Origin of the sequence: Mesorhizobium sp. M7A.F.Ca.ET.027.03.2.1, from assembly GCF_003999175.1 — a bacterium.
GTDB lineage: Bacteria > Pseudomonadota > Alphaproteobacteria > Rhizobiales > Rhizobiaceae > Mesorhizobium.
Genome location: NZ_RZOM01000035.1, coordinates 1 through 13,388 on the forward strand (window position 1 = coordinate 1; position 13,388 = coordinate 13,388).

The following is a 13,388-nucleotide window of genomic DNA, read 5'->3' on the forward strand; positions in this document are numbered from 1 at the left end:
TTCAGACACAAGCCGATCTCCGATCCACCTCAGAATCGGCAGGCCCACAGATCGCGGGTCCTCCTGGAAGGACACAGCGCTTACCCTTGAAATATGGAGAACCATGGCTTTGCGCCGTCGGCAGTTGAGCTGATCTCGCAATGCTATTTCCCCGGCAACGTCCGAGCCGGAGAACTGCGTGCTTGGCGTTCTCCTCTGGAAGGAACCAATCTTTCGGAACGTGGCAATGTCATCGACGAGCTCTCACGGGCCAGCACGATGCCGGTTCGGCGCATCGGCGCCCCCTGAACACGAGATAGCCACTTGCGATTCTAACGATACGGCCGGACGGGGGCTGAGACCGCGGCGGACGGAGCGTGACGGCTGATCGACACAATGGAGAAGGCCGGCTGGGTTCAGGCTAATGCGGCTCGAATTCTCGGCCTCAAGCTGCGACAAGTCGGCTAGGCGATACGCCGGCATAGTATCGAGGTGAAGGAAATTCTAAGAGCCTGATGAGCCAATCGTCAGGCCAGTGGTCTTGCGCGCCCTGTGCGCGACAAGGAGTGCTTCGTGCTTCTGAACGGATTTGGACTTGCACTGTCGCAAGCAGGACAAAATTGTGTCGCGCCGGCCTGACACAATGCGATATCGACCCGAATAGTGAACTGAAGCCGCTTTTTTCAGTTGGTATGGCTCTTGCACCTTGAACCGCGACGTTACCAGCAACGGAGCCGTTTGATGTCCTCACCGACAGTTTCGATTGAGGGGCCGACTAGCACGACATCCGAGGGTTTTCTGGCAGCCGCGAAATCCGGTGGCTGCGCATCGTCCTCCTACGGCTCGTCGCCGACCAGCCCGGGCGAAGGGGATCCGGCTATTTGGGAAAGGATCAAGGATCACCCCTGCTTTTCGGAGGAAGCGCATCATTATTTCGCGCGTATGCATGTGGCGGTCGCGCCGGCTTGCAATGTCCAGTGCAACTATTGCAATCGCAAATACGATTGCGCCAACGAGAGCCGGCCTGGTGTTGTGTCTGAGAAGTTGACGCCCGACCAAGCGCTACGCAAGGTCATCGCCGTTGCCAACAAAGTTCCGCAGCTTTCGGTTCTTGGCATCGCTGGGCCGGGGGATGCCTGTTACGATTGGGAGAAAACGAAGGCAACGCTCGACCGCGTCATCAGGGAAATCCCCGACATAAAGCTGTGCGTCTCCACTAATGGGCTCGTGCTGCCGGACCATGTCGCCGAGCTTGCCGAAATGAATGTTGATCACGTGACGGTCACCATCAACATGGTCGACCCGGAAGTCGGCGCGAAGATCTATCCATGGATCTTTTATGAAAATCGCCGCTACTTCGGCATCGAAGCCGCTCGAATCTTGCACGCGCGGCAGATGCTGGGCCTGGAGATGCTGAGCGCGCGCGGCATCCTCACCAAAATCAACTCGGTGATGATTCCTGGAGTGAACGACCAGCACCTGTTTGAGGTGAACAAAATGGTCAGGGAGCGGGGCGCGTTTCTGCACAACGTGATGCCTCTGATTTCGGACCCGGCGCACGGTACCCACTACGGACTCATCGGGCAGCGCGGCCCAACGGCAATGGAGATGATGGCTCTTCAGGATCGACTTGAAGGTGGCGCCAAGTTGATGCGCCACTGCCGGCAGTGCCGGGCAGATGCTGTCGGCCTGCTCGGTGAAGATCGTGGCCAGGAATTCACGCTGGACGGGATTCCCGACGATGTCGCCTACGATGCTGGCAAGCGTCAGGCCTATCGGCAGGTGGTCGCACACGAGCGCCGTGATCATGAGGCGGCGAGGAGCGAGGCCATCGGTATGGTCAAGGCAACAGACTCCGAAAAGTCGCTTCTGGTTGCGGTGGCCACTAAGGGAGGTGGACGGGTCAACGAACACTTCGGCCACGCGAAGGAATTCCAGGTTTATGAAGTCTCGCCTAGAGGGATCAGCTTGGTCGGGCATCGGAAGGTCGAGCGGTATTGCCTCGGAGGCGGGGGCGAAGACGCCATCCTCGAGGGCGTCATCGCAGCGCTCGAAGGCATACACATAGTGCTATGCGCCAAGATCGGAAATCGCCCGAAGGAACAACTCTCGCGAGCTGGACTGCGCGTAACCGACGCCTATGGCCATGACTACATCGAGACCGCAGTCAGCGCACTTTACGCGGCAGAGTTTGGGATCAGACCACTAGCGGCGACGGCCTGAGCCGTCTCGTCCGATAACCAGGAGTTAGAATGGCTTTAAAGATCATCGCATCCCAATGTACCCAATGCGGGGCCTGCGAGTTCGAATGTCCTTCGGAAGCGATCAAGTTCAAGGGCGACGCCTATGTGATCGATCCAAACAAGTGCACCGAATGCAAGGAGGCCTTCGATACGCAGCAATGCGTGTCGGTCTGTCCGGTACCGAAAACCTGCGTTCCCGCTTGATTCCTACCGAAACGGTCGGGTTCGCCGCACGACGACGCCTGCAACCCGCGACCACAACAAAAGCCTCGAGAAAGGAATGGACAGCATGTGGTCCAGACGCGAACAGGAGGTCGAAATCGGCAGACCGCCACGGTTCATGCAGGGTGAGCGGGTCCGTGCGATACGCCACATAAAAAACGACGGCACCTATCCCGGCAAGGAGATCGGCGAAAACCTCGTGCGGAAGGGCGACGAAGGCTACGTGCGCGACATTGGAACCTTTCTCCAGCAATTCTTCATCTATGCGGTCGAATGGATCGATCGTGGCACGGTCGTCGGCATGCGAGCGCGCGAACTCATTAGCCTCGACAAAGTCGAGGTTCCCTGCGGAGCTGAAGGCATTTCCAACGGGGGAACAGCCGGATGAAAGTAATGATTCGCAGGACCGCTACTGGCTTGTCGGCTTATGTCCCCAAGAAGGATCTCGAAGAGCCGATCACCGAGATTGAGAACGCTGACTTATGGGGCGGGACCGTGACGCTCAGGAACGGTTGGCGGCTCATGCTGCCCGACCTTCCGCGCGACACGCGTTTGCCGATCACCGTCGAGGCGATGAAGATTTCCGACGGGGCCTGATGCCGGTGGGTTCAGTGGCGGAGAGGAAACGCGTATGAACACGATGCTGAGCTGGGACCATCTCGTCGTCGTCCGGGGCAGTTTTGCCAAAAAACTGATTGACCTGCTGAACGGCGCTCTCAAGGCCGATCGAGTGATCCCCTATCTCGGTCCTGGTCTTCTGCAGCTTAACCCACCGGAATCACCTGTACCTTGCACCCCTGAAGATGTCGCCGCGGCCCTCAACAAGCGGGCGCCTGCCCCTTCCAGGATTCGCACCAATATGTGGTCGGTCGCGCAGTTTATCGAGCAGCGCCGACATCGTCGGACTCTCCAAGCGTGGATGGCGGAGATATTCGCAGCCCCCGCCGAGCCGACCGTTCTTCACGCCTGGCTCGCAACCCTTCAACTGTCTGTCATCATCGACAGCTGGTACGATGGCGCCATGCGAGCAGCCCTTGCAGAGGCCGGCCAAACAGACGTTGTCGAGATACAAGGAACGACGCGCGCGACCGGAATCGGTAACATCTGGACGAGAACTTACGATTTGTCAGGAACAGAACTCGAGGCCGAACAAGTGGCTAGGACGGTGCTCTATGCGCCGCACGGCAGCGTCAGGCCGGCGGCAAACTTCCTCGTGGCTGATTCCGATTACGTCGAAGTCCTAACCGAAATTGATATCCAGACGCCGATCCCGGACGCGGTGAAGCAACGGCGCGTCAACCGGGGTTTTTTCTTCGTGGGCTGCCGCTTCAACGATCAGATGCTGCGCACATATGCCAGACAGCTGATGAAGCGCTCCACTGGCCCACATTTTGCGGTGATCGATTCGGCTACGCTGACCAGAAACGAACGTCGTTTCCTTGCCGAAGGCGCAATCACGGTCATCGACATGCCGATCCGCAACGCCGCGGCTCGCCTCGTCGGGGTCGATGCTAGCCAGGATTAATGGCCGGCGATTGCTGGTGAGTCGCTGCTTGCCTCCAAGGGCGAAAACTCAGTTGGGAATACATTCGTGAGTAGTAATGCTAGTGGCAGCACAACGTAGGCTCTGAATTCGTTGGGCGATGTGAAAGGGTCCGCTGCTGCGGGACGTGAGCACGTTGCGGCGGCATTACGCACATGATCTTGTGACCCCCGTGGCAAAAGAACTGAAGCGCCCGAGTCGCGACAACATATGCAGCGCTCAATGGCTTCGACAAAAATTCGGCACAGTTTCGACAGTTCGCATGCACCTCCAGGGTCAACGAGGTTGATTATGCCTGTTTATGTGGGTCGGCCACGCGAGCAGGAATTCCCACTACCTTTGCCCCGGCGGGAACATCTCGTGTGACCACGCAGCCAGCGCCTACCACTGCATTATCACCAATCGTGACGCCAGGCAGAATGATTGCTCCACCGCCGATCCAGACACGGCTGCCAATGTGAACAGGACGCCCGACCTGCAGGCCGGCCTGCCGCTGCTCGGCATCATGTGGATGATCGGCGGTATAAATCTGCACAGCAGGCCCAATTGCCGTTCCTTGCCCGATTTTGACCTCTACCACGTCAAGAATAACGCAGTTGAAGTTGATGTAGGCATTGGCTCCAATGCGGATATTGAATCCGTAGTCGCAAAAAAAGGGCGGACGGATGACCGTTCCGCGCCCAACCTCTCCCAGCCGCTCGGACAAAAGCTCATGCCAATGCCCCGTGGTCTGCCCCAGCGTATCATTGTACCGCTTGAGCCAAGCCCCGGTGGCCAACAGGTCAGCTTGGATCTCCGGATCCGCCGCATTGTAAAACTCGCCTGCGAGCATCTTTTCTTTTTGGCTACGCATCATAGTCTCCCGTCAGGTCGTGTCCCGTACAGTGATGCAGGAACGCACATCAAACTGCCTCGGCAACTTTGTAACTCGGTCTTGCCGGGCGCGCGGTCGGTCACGAGCCGGGGCGACAGTTTCGTCTCGACCAACTTCCGCGAATTTGGATATCGCAGATCAACCGGTCGCAGGGGCCAATACCTGACGAGGTCGGCAACTGTCCAGCGGTCGAACTCACTTTCATGCCCATCTCAGATTGCGTGATATCGAGCGGTAAGCCATCAGCTAATGTATCGACCAGGTCCCGCCAGCGGAGATCTGCGCGTCGCCTCTACGCATGCTGGCGTGTCACCAATAATACATCGATTATTTCTGGATCCAGGCACGTCGAATTGATTTGCCTTGCGGTGTAGAGCGAAGTTACTAGCCATAGGATTACTCCTTTTTAGTTTGTCAGTCGCAGAGCCCCAGTATGACTACGTGGTAGAAAGCACACGGCCGGAATCTTGGCAGCGCTGTTCACACCCACTTCGTAAGCCTGGCCGATGGGCTCGCCAGAGCACCAATGCTTGACCTGCTCCAGCTCTTGCTCGGCGGGTTGTTTCAGAGACGCTTGATCTCGATACCGCGTTTTCTCAGCACGTAGCCGATCTGGCGCGGGGTCAAACCGAGCAGGCGCGCCGCCTTTGCCTGCACCCAGCCACACTTTTCCATGGCAGCAATGACCGTATCGGCATCGGGCACCCTACCACGACTCGTGGCAGGGCCTATCGGCGCTTGCCCGTCGCCGACGGGCGGGGCGGCACAGGCGGCGGAAGGCTGGATCGTAGTCGACTTCTCTGACGTCGGCGGTCCGTTCTTCCACAGCGCCGCGGCCAAGCACTGATCCGCGTAACAGGCAAAGTCAGTTCTGAGGATTGATGGACCCGTCGCCAGAACTGCCGTCCGTTGAACGCAGTTTTCGAGCTCTCGGATGTTGCCTGGAAATTCGCAGTTCATTAGCACCTCAATCGCTTCGGGAGCGAAGGTCAGCGTGTGATCATTCTCAGTATTGAAATTCTTGAGAAACTGAGCGGCCAAGAGCGGAATATCACCTCGCCTTTCGCGCAATGCCGGCACGCGTAAAGTGACGACGTTGATGCGATAATAGAGGTCTTGCCGGAACTCCTTGCGTTGAACTGCCGTTTCCAAGTCCCTGTTCGTTGCGGCAATCACGCGAACATCAACTTTAATGGTGTGGTTGCTGCCGACGCGCTCAAACTCCTGCTCCTGCAGGACACGCAGCAGCTTAGCCTGGAACGAACCTGATATTTCGCCAATCTCGTCCAGAAACAATGTGCCTTTGTCGGCAGCCTCAAAGCGCCCCTTGCGCAAACTGCTCGCGTCGGTGAAGGCACCCTTCTCATGACCGAACAAGTCAGATTCCAGAAGCGTCTCGGTGAGCGCCGCGCAATTGACCTTGATGAAGGGCTGCTTGGCGCGAGGCGAGAGCTCGTGAATGGCTTTGGCAACCAGCTCCTTACCGGTTCCGGATTCACCTCGCAACAGGACCGTAGTCTTCGCCTTGGCCACCTTGACAAGGTGCTCACGCAGCTTGCGCAGCGCCTGACTATCGCCAAGCATCTCCTTGCTGATCTTTTTACGTTCCATTTGGCAGCCCATCCCACTCCGCCACCCGCCGGTAGAACTGCACTGGACGGTGAGCTGTGTTGTATTTCGTCATCATCATTCTCGATCTCACCTTTGTTGCTTCGAAATTTTCGGCGCGCGGACGCCCTCGGCAAATGGCAATGGCGCCTGAGCATCGTTGCCTTTCACCAGGACGAGCGTCTTCCTCCGCGCGGGCGCTCGCAATATGCGGTTTGCGCAGGCCTTTACTCGACCGGTCGCTGTTCTGTCCGGCTTCTGCCGCACCGCAGCCTGCAAACTCATCCTTGACAAGAAAGGAGGGGAGTCAACCGAGCTCTCCTTGCATTTATGCAAGGAAAATTGTCAGTTTGATAGAATTCTATCAAAACGGCAGAAACGCCCCGCCCCAGTTTGGCTGTACCTGCGGCGTTCAGCGTACGTGACGACATGTGCGGACTTGTCCCAATTGCCATCCGAGTTGTGCGGAACAGTAGCTGCTGCGCTGTTCGCTTCAACCGCGTGAGGCCGGAGACAGTAGAGACGGCGGCTCGTCGAGCGAGGTTTCATTGTTCGGCTACTAAACCGGCTGTCCTTTGGTGGGAGTTGGTTTCGCCCAAGTTCTGGGCCTGGGGGCGTCTAGCCCGTTTCGCCGCACAGGCTCCTTCCACATCGTCGAGGCCGAGAAGGAGGGACCCCACAGCTCTCCCTGTATCACAATGCCCCGCCCCTCAAGCAGCTAGATACGACAGGTGACCTCAAATGAGGCGTCTTGCATGGCTTCTACACCTGCCTGAATGCCAGAACTGCGTTCGTACCGCCCATGGCGAAGGCGTTGCTCATGGCGACGCGCACCTTGCGCTCGCGCGGCACATTGGGTGTGATGTCGAGGTCGCAAGCGGGATCTGGCTCGCGATAGTTGGCGGTCGGCGGCACGACGTCCTCTTGGATTGCCATCACGCAGGCGATCATTTCAAGCGCGCTCGCTGCGCCGAGGCAATGCGCGTGCGTGGACTTGGTGGAAGAGATGGACATCAAATAAGCGTGGTTTCCAAACACACGCTTGATCGCCGCCGTTTCAGTCTGATCATTGCTTTTGGTACCGGTGCCGTGCGCGTTGAGGTAGTCGACGTCCTCGGCATTCAGCCCGGCATCGGCAAGGCAGGCGCGCATCGCCGACGCTGGCCCCTCGACAGATGGCGCGGCAATGTGGAAGGCATCGGCGGAAAGGCCGACGCCGGCGATCTCGGCAAGAATTGTGGCACCACGCCTCGTGGCATGCTCGTAGCTTTCCAGCACGGCCATGCCCGCACCCTCGCCCAGCACCAGGCCCTTCCTATCGGCGGAGAAGGGCCGGCAGGTATCGGGTGAAAGCACGCGCATTGCTTCCCATGCTTTCAGCACGCCCCATGCGAAGGGTGCGTCGCTGCCTCCGGAAACCATTACGTCGGCCCGGCCCAGCTTGATCTGGTCCACCGCCGAGGCGATCGCATGGTTGGCCGAGGCACATGCGGAGGTCACCCCGAAGACCGGCCCGCGCAAGCCGAGGCTCAAGCTCACCTGGCCGGCGGCGGCGCTTGGCATCGTTTTGGGTACAGCGAGGATGCCAACTCGCCTCGCGCCGTCCAAAAGGAGGGCCCGGTAAGTTTCCTCCATCACATCCCAGCCCAAGCCGCCGACGCCCACTGTCGCGCCGAAGCGATGGGCATTCCCCTCGTCGCAGGAAAGTCCGGCCTGCCGCATGGCTTCGCGCGCTGCAAGCACGGCGAGCAAGCTGAAGCGGGCCATGGAGACGAACTGCTTGCGATTGATGTCGTGCTGGGGCAGCGCCTTGATCTCAGCGCCGGTCATGCCCTCCAGGTCATGAAGCTCGGAATTGGCGATCGGGCCGATGGCGGAGCGGCCTTCGCGCATCTCTTTCCACATAGAGGCGGCGTCGGTGCCCAGTCCGCACAGGCCGCCCACTCCGGTGATAACGACGCGCCTGTCCATTCAAGCCTCCTTCGCAAGCAAGCCGCGGACGGCTTCCACGACGTCGCCGACATTCTTGAGATTGGACCAGGCATCGGCCGTGTTCATGTCGATCTTGATGCCGTAGGCCTGCTCCACATCCCAGAGGACGTCCGCCAAACCCAGCGAATCAAACCCGAGCGCGTCCAGTTCCGTGGCGATTGTTATCTCGCCGACGAATGACGCAGGCATTCCCTCACCGCTCTCCGACTCGGCGCGTTTCTTGATCAGGGCAATGACGTCCGTTGCGAATTGATCGGCCATTCTGTTTCCTGTCTTTCTTTCCCGCGTTTCGACCTGGACGCGGCTCAGTTCCTGAGGCGCGCCGCGTCGCGAAAGCCATCACGCTTGGGCAACTGACAAAGCCCAATGCTCATAAAGCCGGATCAGGTCCGGCCGGTGTGTGGCGTAGGTGCAGTATGACGATGTGAGCCGCTACACCGTGCGCGTCTCCCAGTCTGTCCATAGACTCGGAAGAAGTCGGACCCGGTCAGTTGCAACTCCCTTTCCCAGCACTCCACTGCCCGGTAGAGCGCATGAAAAATCTCCTTTCGGGCGGTTTCTGTTCTGCCCATGCAGGATTCCAGAACATTGATGAAATCGTTTGTTTCGATGAAAGGCATCCACACTTTGGATGGTTGACACGCGTTTCAAAGATCGTGAACTACATCTCGTCGTTGTGCTCGACGCACTCCCGACAGAGCGCAACCTCATGGGCGCGGCATGCAGGATTAACCGAGCCCAGCCGGTCATGAGTGCGGCCGGCCGGGTCGGGCGATAGGCAGTCATGCCCTGCCCTTCCTGCGGGTCAAGCACTCCGAAAAAACATTTCCCCCATAAATGCTAGATCTTCCGTTGCCTTTTCGCGGGCTTCTGCGTGAGGTGAGGCACGCCATCCATGGCATGTGGCACACGCACGCGATGCCAGTGCACGGTCGTTTTCTCGGCAAGGCCGTTCTCTACCTCGACCCGCACGCGCTCGCCCTGACGGACCCGGATTTCCGGGCCTGGAACGGGCCTTCGGCGCGCAATCGAGCCCGGTTCACCCGGCCCAATGGCGTCCACTTTGGGGGCGCATGCACTGCAGACCCGCTGGACCTGATCCGGGAGAGGATGGGCGCGGCGATTGGAATAGCTATGAAAGCGCATCGGACCGTGGAACTGCGCGCGCAGACTTTCGGAGGAAGGCTCGCTTTTAAACGTTATCGTGCAACTCTGACCGTTCTTCGCCTTGGCGGGTGCCGCGGAAGAATCCCGGGTTCTGCGAGCGCTGCGAGAACACCTGCGGTCGATCCTGTACCACAATCTCGCGAAGCTCGATGCTCTCTACAAACGATGTCTTGGATTCTCACGCCCTTATTTCAGCACTTCGCTCGCTTGCCCGACTCGGCCGCGGTCAGCCTTCACCGCCAATTTTATTGGCGCAGCGACGTTCCTATCGGTTCAGGCGAAGCTTCTTGAACCTGCCGCTCTCTCGTTGCCCTGGCACGATTAATCGTCCTCTCAGTCTGTCATTGGCGGAGTCGCTCCTGAGGCGCGCGCCGGCGAGTTCGAGGAGCGCGTGGCTATCTCCTCGGTCCAGCCGGATTCCGCTGCGCGCTCAGCCAATTCCTGGAAGGCCGATTCCAAGGCGAGCTGGCATTGAAGGCCGCGGTCCGGATGGTCGACTAGCTTGGTTCCACGATCGCAATGCTTGATCGCTTCATTGCAGGCCATGGGCTCTCGCCCTCTCCTTTTGCCACACGAGGCGCCAGCTCACGTGTTGTGCGCCCCGGCAACCGCTTTCACCAGCCGCTCCAGCGATCCCGCGCGCTCCAGCTCCGCAAAGAATGATGCGGCGTGACGCTACCCAGCCGGTGCTTCTCGGCCATTTGCACACATAGGGATAGTCGACCATGAAATCGGACCGAGGCGAGGCGTTGGACGTTTCAGTCTTGGTCTGAATGCGCCGCCCACGAGCCGATCGGTCTTCTCGATGATTTGGCGCACCCTCGTTGTCGACAAGCCATGTTCCTGAGCCAGGTCGGCGAAACTCTTGCCCTTCAGAAAGCCGTCGACCAGGGCTATGTTCCTATCGACGGTCGGCTAAATCCCAGCAGGCGCGCGCAGTTTTCCGGCATCATTCCGTTTGTTCATCCGCTTGTCCGCGCCCCCTGCAAATCCTACCGGGCCAAATCGGTGCTTGGAAGACCCACTCATGTCATGGCCTCGGGAAAGTACAAGGCCGACGGTTATGTGAATACGAAAGATGCTGGCGATCACCATGATCGTTGGTGACCGCTGACCTCCCCAATGTCGGCTTCGACGGCACACCGGGAGCTCTCGGCAATGTTGAATAATTCCGTTTGAAGATGGTTGACTTCGTCGTCGAGGCTCGATCCATCAGGATCGGTATCGACGATTCTATATTTGAGAAACCCAAATTCGTTTGACTCGCGCAATTCGCTGTACGGCGTATCATCGCAAGCGCGGGATTCCGACATCCTGCGAAGTGCCCGCGTTGCTGGAATCGATTTTGCGGAAGTAAAAAGGCCCCGGCGCTGGGTCGGCGCGCAGGGCCTTCAGGCATGTACGAGCTACCAGCATGTCCAGTTATGATCGTGCGCTATCATAATGAACAAACGGTGAATGATCGCTATCCGAGGTGCAGGGCGGGCGAGATGGTGGGGCGGTGGGGGACCTGTACCGCTGCAGCGGGGCCACGAGCAGCGACTCGAGCCATGCGCCACGCTGCAGGACCTCGATTTCGGGCCAAGCCTCGAGCCCGCAACTCGCCTTGCTTCTCGGAAATCATAAGGCTTTGTGGGGCGGTTAAGCAGCGCGATATGGCCGCGGCGATACGAAGTTTTCATCTTTACCCTGTTCAGACGGTCAGGCTGCCTTCGCCGCCGGCTTGGCTGCCTTGACATGGGTTATACTGCGGCGACCGTCGACGCCGATCGGAACGTCACCGTCAACCGTAGCGCGACGCACAACCCGGTGCTGGTCGCCATAGTCGTTGACCGCATAATGCTGGTTAGCACGGTTGTCCCAGATAGCGACGTCGCCTACTTGCCAGCGCCACCGCACGGTATTTTCCGGGGCAGTGACGTAGGACTGGAACACCTCGTAGAGTTTGGCGGAATCGCTCTTGGAAAGGCCGACGAGGCGCTGCACGAAATTGCCGAGCAGCAGCGACTTCTCCCCGGTTTCCGGATGGACGCGCACGACCGGATGCTCGGTCTCGTAGATCGTCGATGTGAAAACTTCCTCGAAGTGCTTCTTCTCTTCGGCTGTGGCGCGCGGGCGCACGGCTGCGTAGTCGTAGGCATTGCTATGAATAGCCCACAGATTGTCCGCCAATATTTTGAGCGGCGCCGGCAGATTCTCGTACGCGGCGTGCGTGTTGGACCAGATCGTGTCGCCCCCCGCCGCCGGAATGACGACGCCACGTAGGACCGAGAATTTCGGATAGGCATCGACGAAAGTCACATCGGTATGCCACTGGTCTGCCCTGCCACCGCCACGGCCGGAATCGAGATTGAGGATTGAGGCCGTGCCGGCTGCCGGCCCCTGCGTGGGATGAGGTACAAGGTTACCCAGACGCCGCGCGAACAATTCCTGCTCCGCATCGTCGAGATGCTCCTGGCCGCGGAAGAAGATCACCTTGTGTTTTAGAAGAAGCTGGTTGATGGCTGCTATCGCTGCGTCCGAAAGGTCTCCACCAAGGCGAACTCCTCTGATTTCAGCTCCAACACGGCTGGTCAGCGGTACAACGTCGGAGTCAGGAATTCTCTTCGTCAAGCTCGAAAGCCAAAATCCCGGCGGATCGATCAAGGATCGCATTGCGTTGTCGATGATCGTTAATGCCGAACAGCGTGGCCAGCTCGCGCCGGGCGGTACAATCATCGAAGCGACCGCTGGCAACACAGGGCTCGGCCTGGCCTGGCGGCACGAAGCGCGTGATCGCGTGTCCAAAAGCTGACAGCGTCAGACAAATGTCAGGTTCATTACAACCAACATCTGGGCACTGACGAGGTTTTTCGAAGCAATGGGCGCTAACTGCGCGCTGAGCGCGTTGGCATGGCTTTTGAGACTGAGTGACTGTGACTGCACTTAATGGGGCAAGACGAGCGATGCGCTCCTCCCTGAACCCGTGTGCCGTCTCTGAGAGGAAACCAGCTCGTGCAGAAACCTTTGGAAATAGCTTTGGACCGCAACGTGGTATTGCAGATGGAGTCCCCGGCTCCTTCGATTAGAGTCGAGAACTGGCTGCATGGCGAGCCCCTCACGAGCTTTGAGCCCGGCAAGTGTACATAGTCGAATTTTGGGCAACTTGGTGCGGCCCATGTGTGGACGGGATGCCCCATCTGATCCAGCTGCAGGGCGTCGCCAGGCGCGCCATCTGGACAGCAGGAGCTGGACTATGGGCAAGGTAACAGGCTTTCTCGAAATCGACCGGCAGGTGCACAAGTACCAGCCGGCCTCCGACCGCATCCGGCATTTCCGTGAATTCACGCTGCCGATGTCGGACAAGGAGGTCGAGAAACAGGCCGCGCGCTGCATGGATTGCGGCATTCCGTTCTGCCACGGGCCAACGGGCTGTCCCATCCACAACCAGATCCCGGACTGGAACGACCTCGTCTACAATGGCGACTGGGACAATGCGATCCGCAACCTGCATTCGACCAACAATTTCCCGGAATTCACCGGCCGCATCTGCCCCGCACCTTGCGAGGAAGCCTGCACGCTGAACCTCGAGGACATTCCCGTCGCCATCAAGACGGTCGAGCAGGCGATCGCCGACAAGGCTTACGAGACCGGCCATATCAGGCCCTATCCGCCGGAGAAGAAGACCGGCAAGCGCGTCGCCGTCATCGGCTCCGGCCCGGCCGGCATGTCGGCTGCCCAGCAGCTCGGCCGCGCCGGCCACGACGTCCATGTCTATGAG

11 protein-coding genes and 6 pseudogenes are annotated in these 13,388 nt (G+C 59.1%); 11 read left to right on the plus strand and 6 right to left on the minus strand.

Annotated features, from left to right (window positions below):
* Positions 1–343 precede the first annotated feature (343 nt).
* The 6 genes and pseudogenes from EN750_RS39870 to EN750_RS03160 all read left to right on the plus strand — a co-directional run.
* Positions 344–447 (plus strand): annotated as a pseudogene (locus EN750_RS39870) (helix-turn-helix domain-containing protein); the annotation flags it as partial.
* Between the two features lie 273 nt (positions 448–720).
* Positions 721–2,202, plus strand: a complete 1,482-nt coding sequence (gene nifB / locus EN750_RS03140; protein ID WP_024505233.1) for a nitrogenase cofactor biosynthesis protein NifB — start codon at positions 721–723, stop codon at positions 2,200–2,202.
* Between the two features lie 29 nt (positions 2,203–2,231).
* Complete coding sequence (locus EN750_RS03145; protein ID WP_024505232.1) at positions 2,232–2,426, plus strand: 4Fe-4S binding protein; 195 nt, start codon at positions 2,232–2,234, stop codon at positions 2,424–2,426.
* Positions 2,427–2,511: 85 nt separating this feature from the next.
* Positions 2,512–2,832: a nitrogen fixation protein NifZ gene (locus tag EN750_RS03150; protein WP_024505231.1), complete on the plus strand. Its 321-nt coding sequence runs from the start codon at positions 2,512–2,514 to the stop codon at positions 2,830–2,832.
* Positions 2,829–3,041: a putative nitrogen fixation protein NifT gene (nifT, locus tag EN750_RS03155; RefSeq protein ID WP_024505230.1), complete on the plus strand. Its 213-nt coding sequence runs from the start codon at positions 2,829–2,831 to the stop codon at positions 3,039–3,041. Before EN750_RS03150 ends, nifT begins: the two co-directional genes overlap by 4 nt.
* A 34-nt stretch (positions 3,042–3,075) precedes the next feature.
* Positions 3,076–3,969: an SIR2 family protein gene (locus EN750_RS03160; protein ID WP_024505229.1), complete on the plus strand. Its 894-nt coding sequence runs from the start codon at positions 3,076–3,078 to the stop codon at positions 3,967–3,969.
* A gap of 307 nt (positions 3,970–4,276) precedes the next feature.
* Here EN750_RS03160 and EN750_RS03165 read toward each other — a convergent pair whose 3' ends face one another.
* From EN750_RS03165 to EN750_RS03180, 4 genes and pseudogenes are all read right to left on the minus strand, one after another.
* The gene (locus EN750_RS03165) at positions 4,277–4,843 is read right to left on the minus strand and encodes a sugar O-acetyltransferase (RefSeq protein WP_024505228.1); all 567 of its coding nucleotides are present in this window, start codon (positions 4,841–4,843) and stop codon (positions 4,277–4,279) included.
* Between the two features lie 582 nt (positions 4,844–5,425).
* Positions 5,426–6,469: pseudogene (gene nifA, locus EN750_RS03170) on the minus strand (nif-specific transcriptional activator NifA); the annotation flags it as partial.
* A gap of 762 nt (positions 6,470–7,231) precedes the next feature.
* Positions 7,232–8,440, minus strand: coding sequence for a beta-ketoacyl-[acyl-carrier-protein] synthase family protein (locus EN750_RS03175; RefSeq protein ID WP_127276661.1), 1,209 nt, complete (start codon positions 8,438–8,440; stop codon positions 7,232–7,234).
* The gene (locus EN750_RS03180; RefSeq protein WP_029356603.1) at positions 8,441–8,722 is read right to left on the minus strand and encodes an acyl carrier protein; all 282 of its coding nucleotides are present in this window, start codon (positions 8,720–8,722) and stop codon (positions 8,441–8,443) included. It lies immediately after the preceding gene.
* Between the two features lie 370 nt (positions 8,723–9,092).
* On the opposite strand from EN750_RS03180, the pseudogene EN750_RS40395 reads away from it, so the two are divergent.
* Positions 9,093–9,221, plus strand: a pseudogene (locus tag EN750_RS40395) (LysR family transcriptional regulator); the annotation flags it as partial.
* A 104-nt stretch (positions 9,222–9,325) separates the two neighbouring features.
* Here EN750_RS40395 and EN750_RS03185 read toward each other — a convergent pair.
* A pseudogene (locus tag EN750_RS03185) lies at positions 9,326–9,472 on the minus strand (multicopper oxidase domain-containing protein); the annotation flags it as partial.
* A 993-nt stretch (positions 9,473–10,465) separates the two neighbouring features.
* Between EN750_RS03185 and EN750_RS39280 the strand changes: the two are divergent.
* Complete coding sequence (locus EN750_RS39280) at positions 10,466–10,735, plus strand: hypothetical protein (protein ID WP_024504272.1); 270 nt, start codon at positions 10,466–10,468, stop codon at positions 10,733–10,735.
* Positions 10,736–11,329: 594 nt separating this feature from the next.
* Here the strand turns inward: EN750_RS39280 and EN750_RS03195 are convergent.
* On the minus strand, positions 11,330–12,283 hold the full coding sequence (locus EN750_RS03195; RefSeq protein WP_024504271.1) for a TauD/TfdA family dioxygenase: 954 nt from the start codon (positions 12,281–12,283) through the stop codon (positions 11,330–11,332).
* Between EN750_RS03195 and EN750_RS40400 the strand changes: the two are divergent.
* From EN750_RS40400 to EN750_RS03210, 3 genes and pseudogenes are all read left to right on the plus strand, one after another.
* Positions 12,198–12,383: pseudogene (locus tag EN750_RS40400) on the plus strand (pyridoxal-phosphate dependent enzyme); the annotation flags it as partial. The gene EN750_RS03195 and the pseudogene EN750_RS40400 overlap by 86 nt on opposite strands.
* A 275-nt stretch (positions 12,384–12,658) precedes the next feature.
* Positions 12,659–12,822 (plus strand): annotated as a pseudogene (locus tag EN750_RS03205) (thioredoxin domain-containing protein); the annotation flags it as partial.
* A 41-nt stretch (positions 12,823–12,863) separates the two neighbouring features.
* A partial coding sequence (locus EN750_RS03210) for an FAD-dependent oxidoreductase (protein ID WP_148669939.1) occupies positions 12,864–13,388 on the plus strand: 525 nt, incomplete at its 3' end.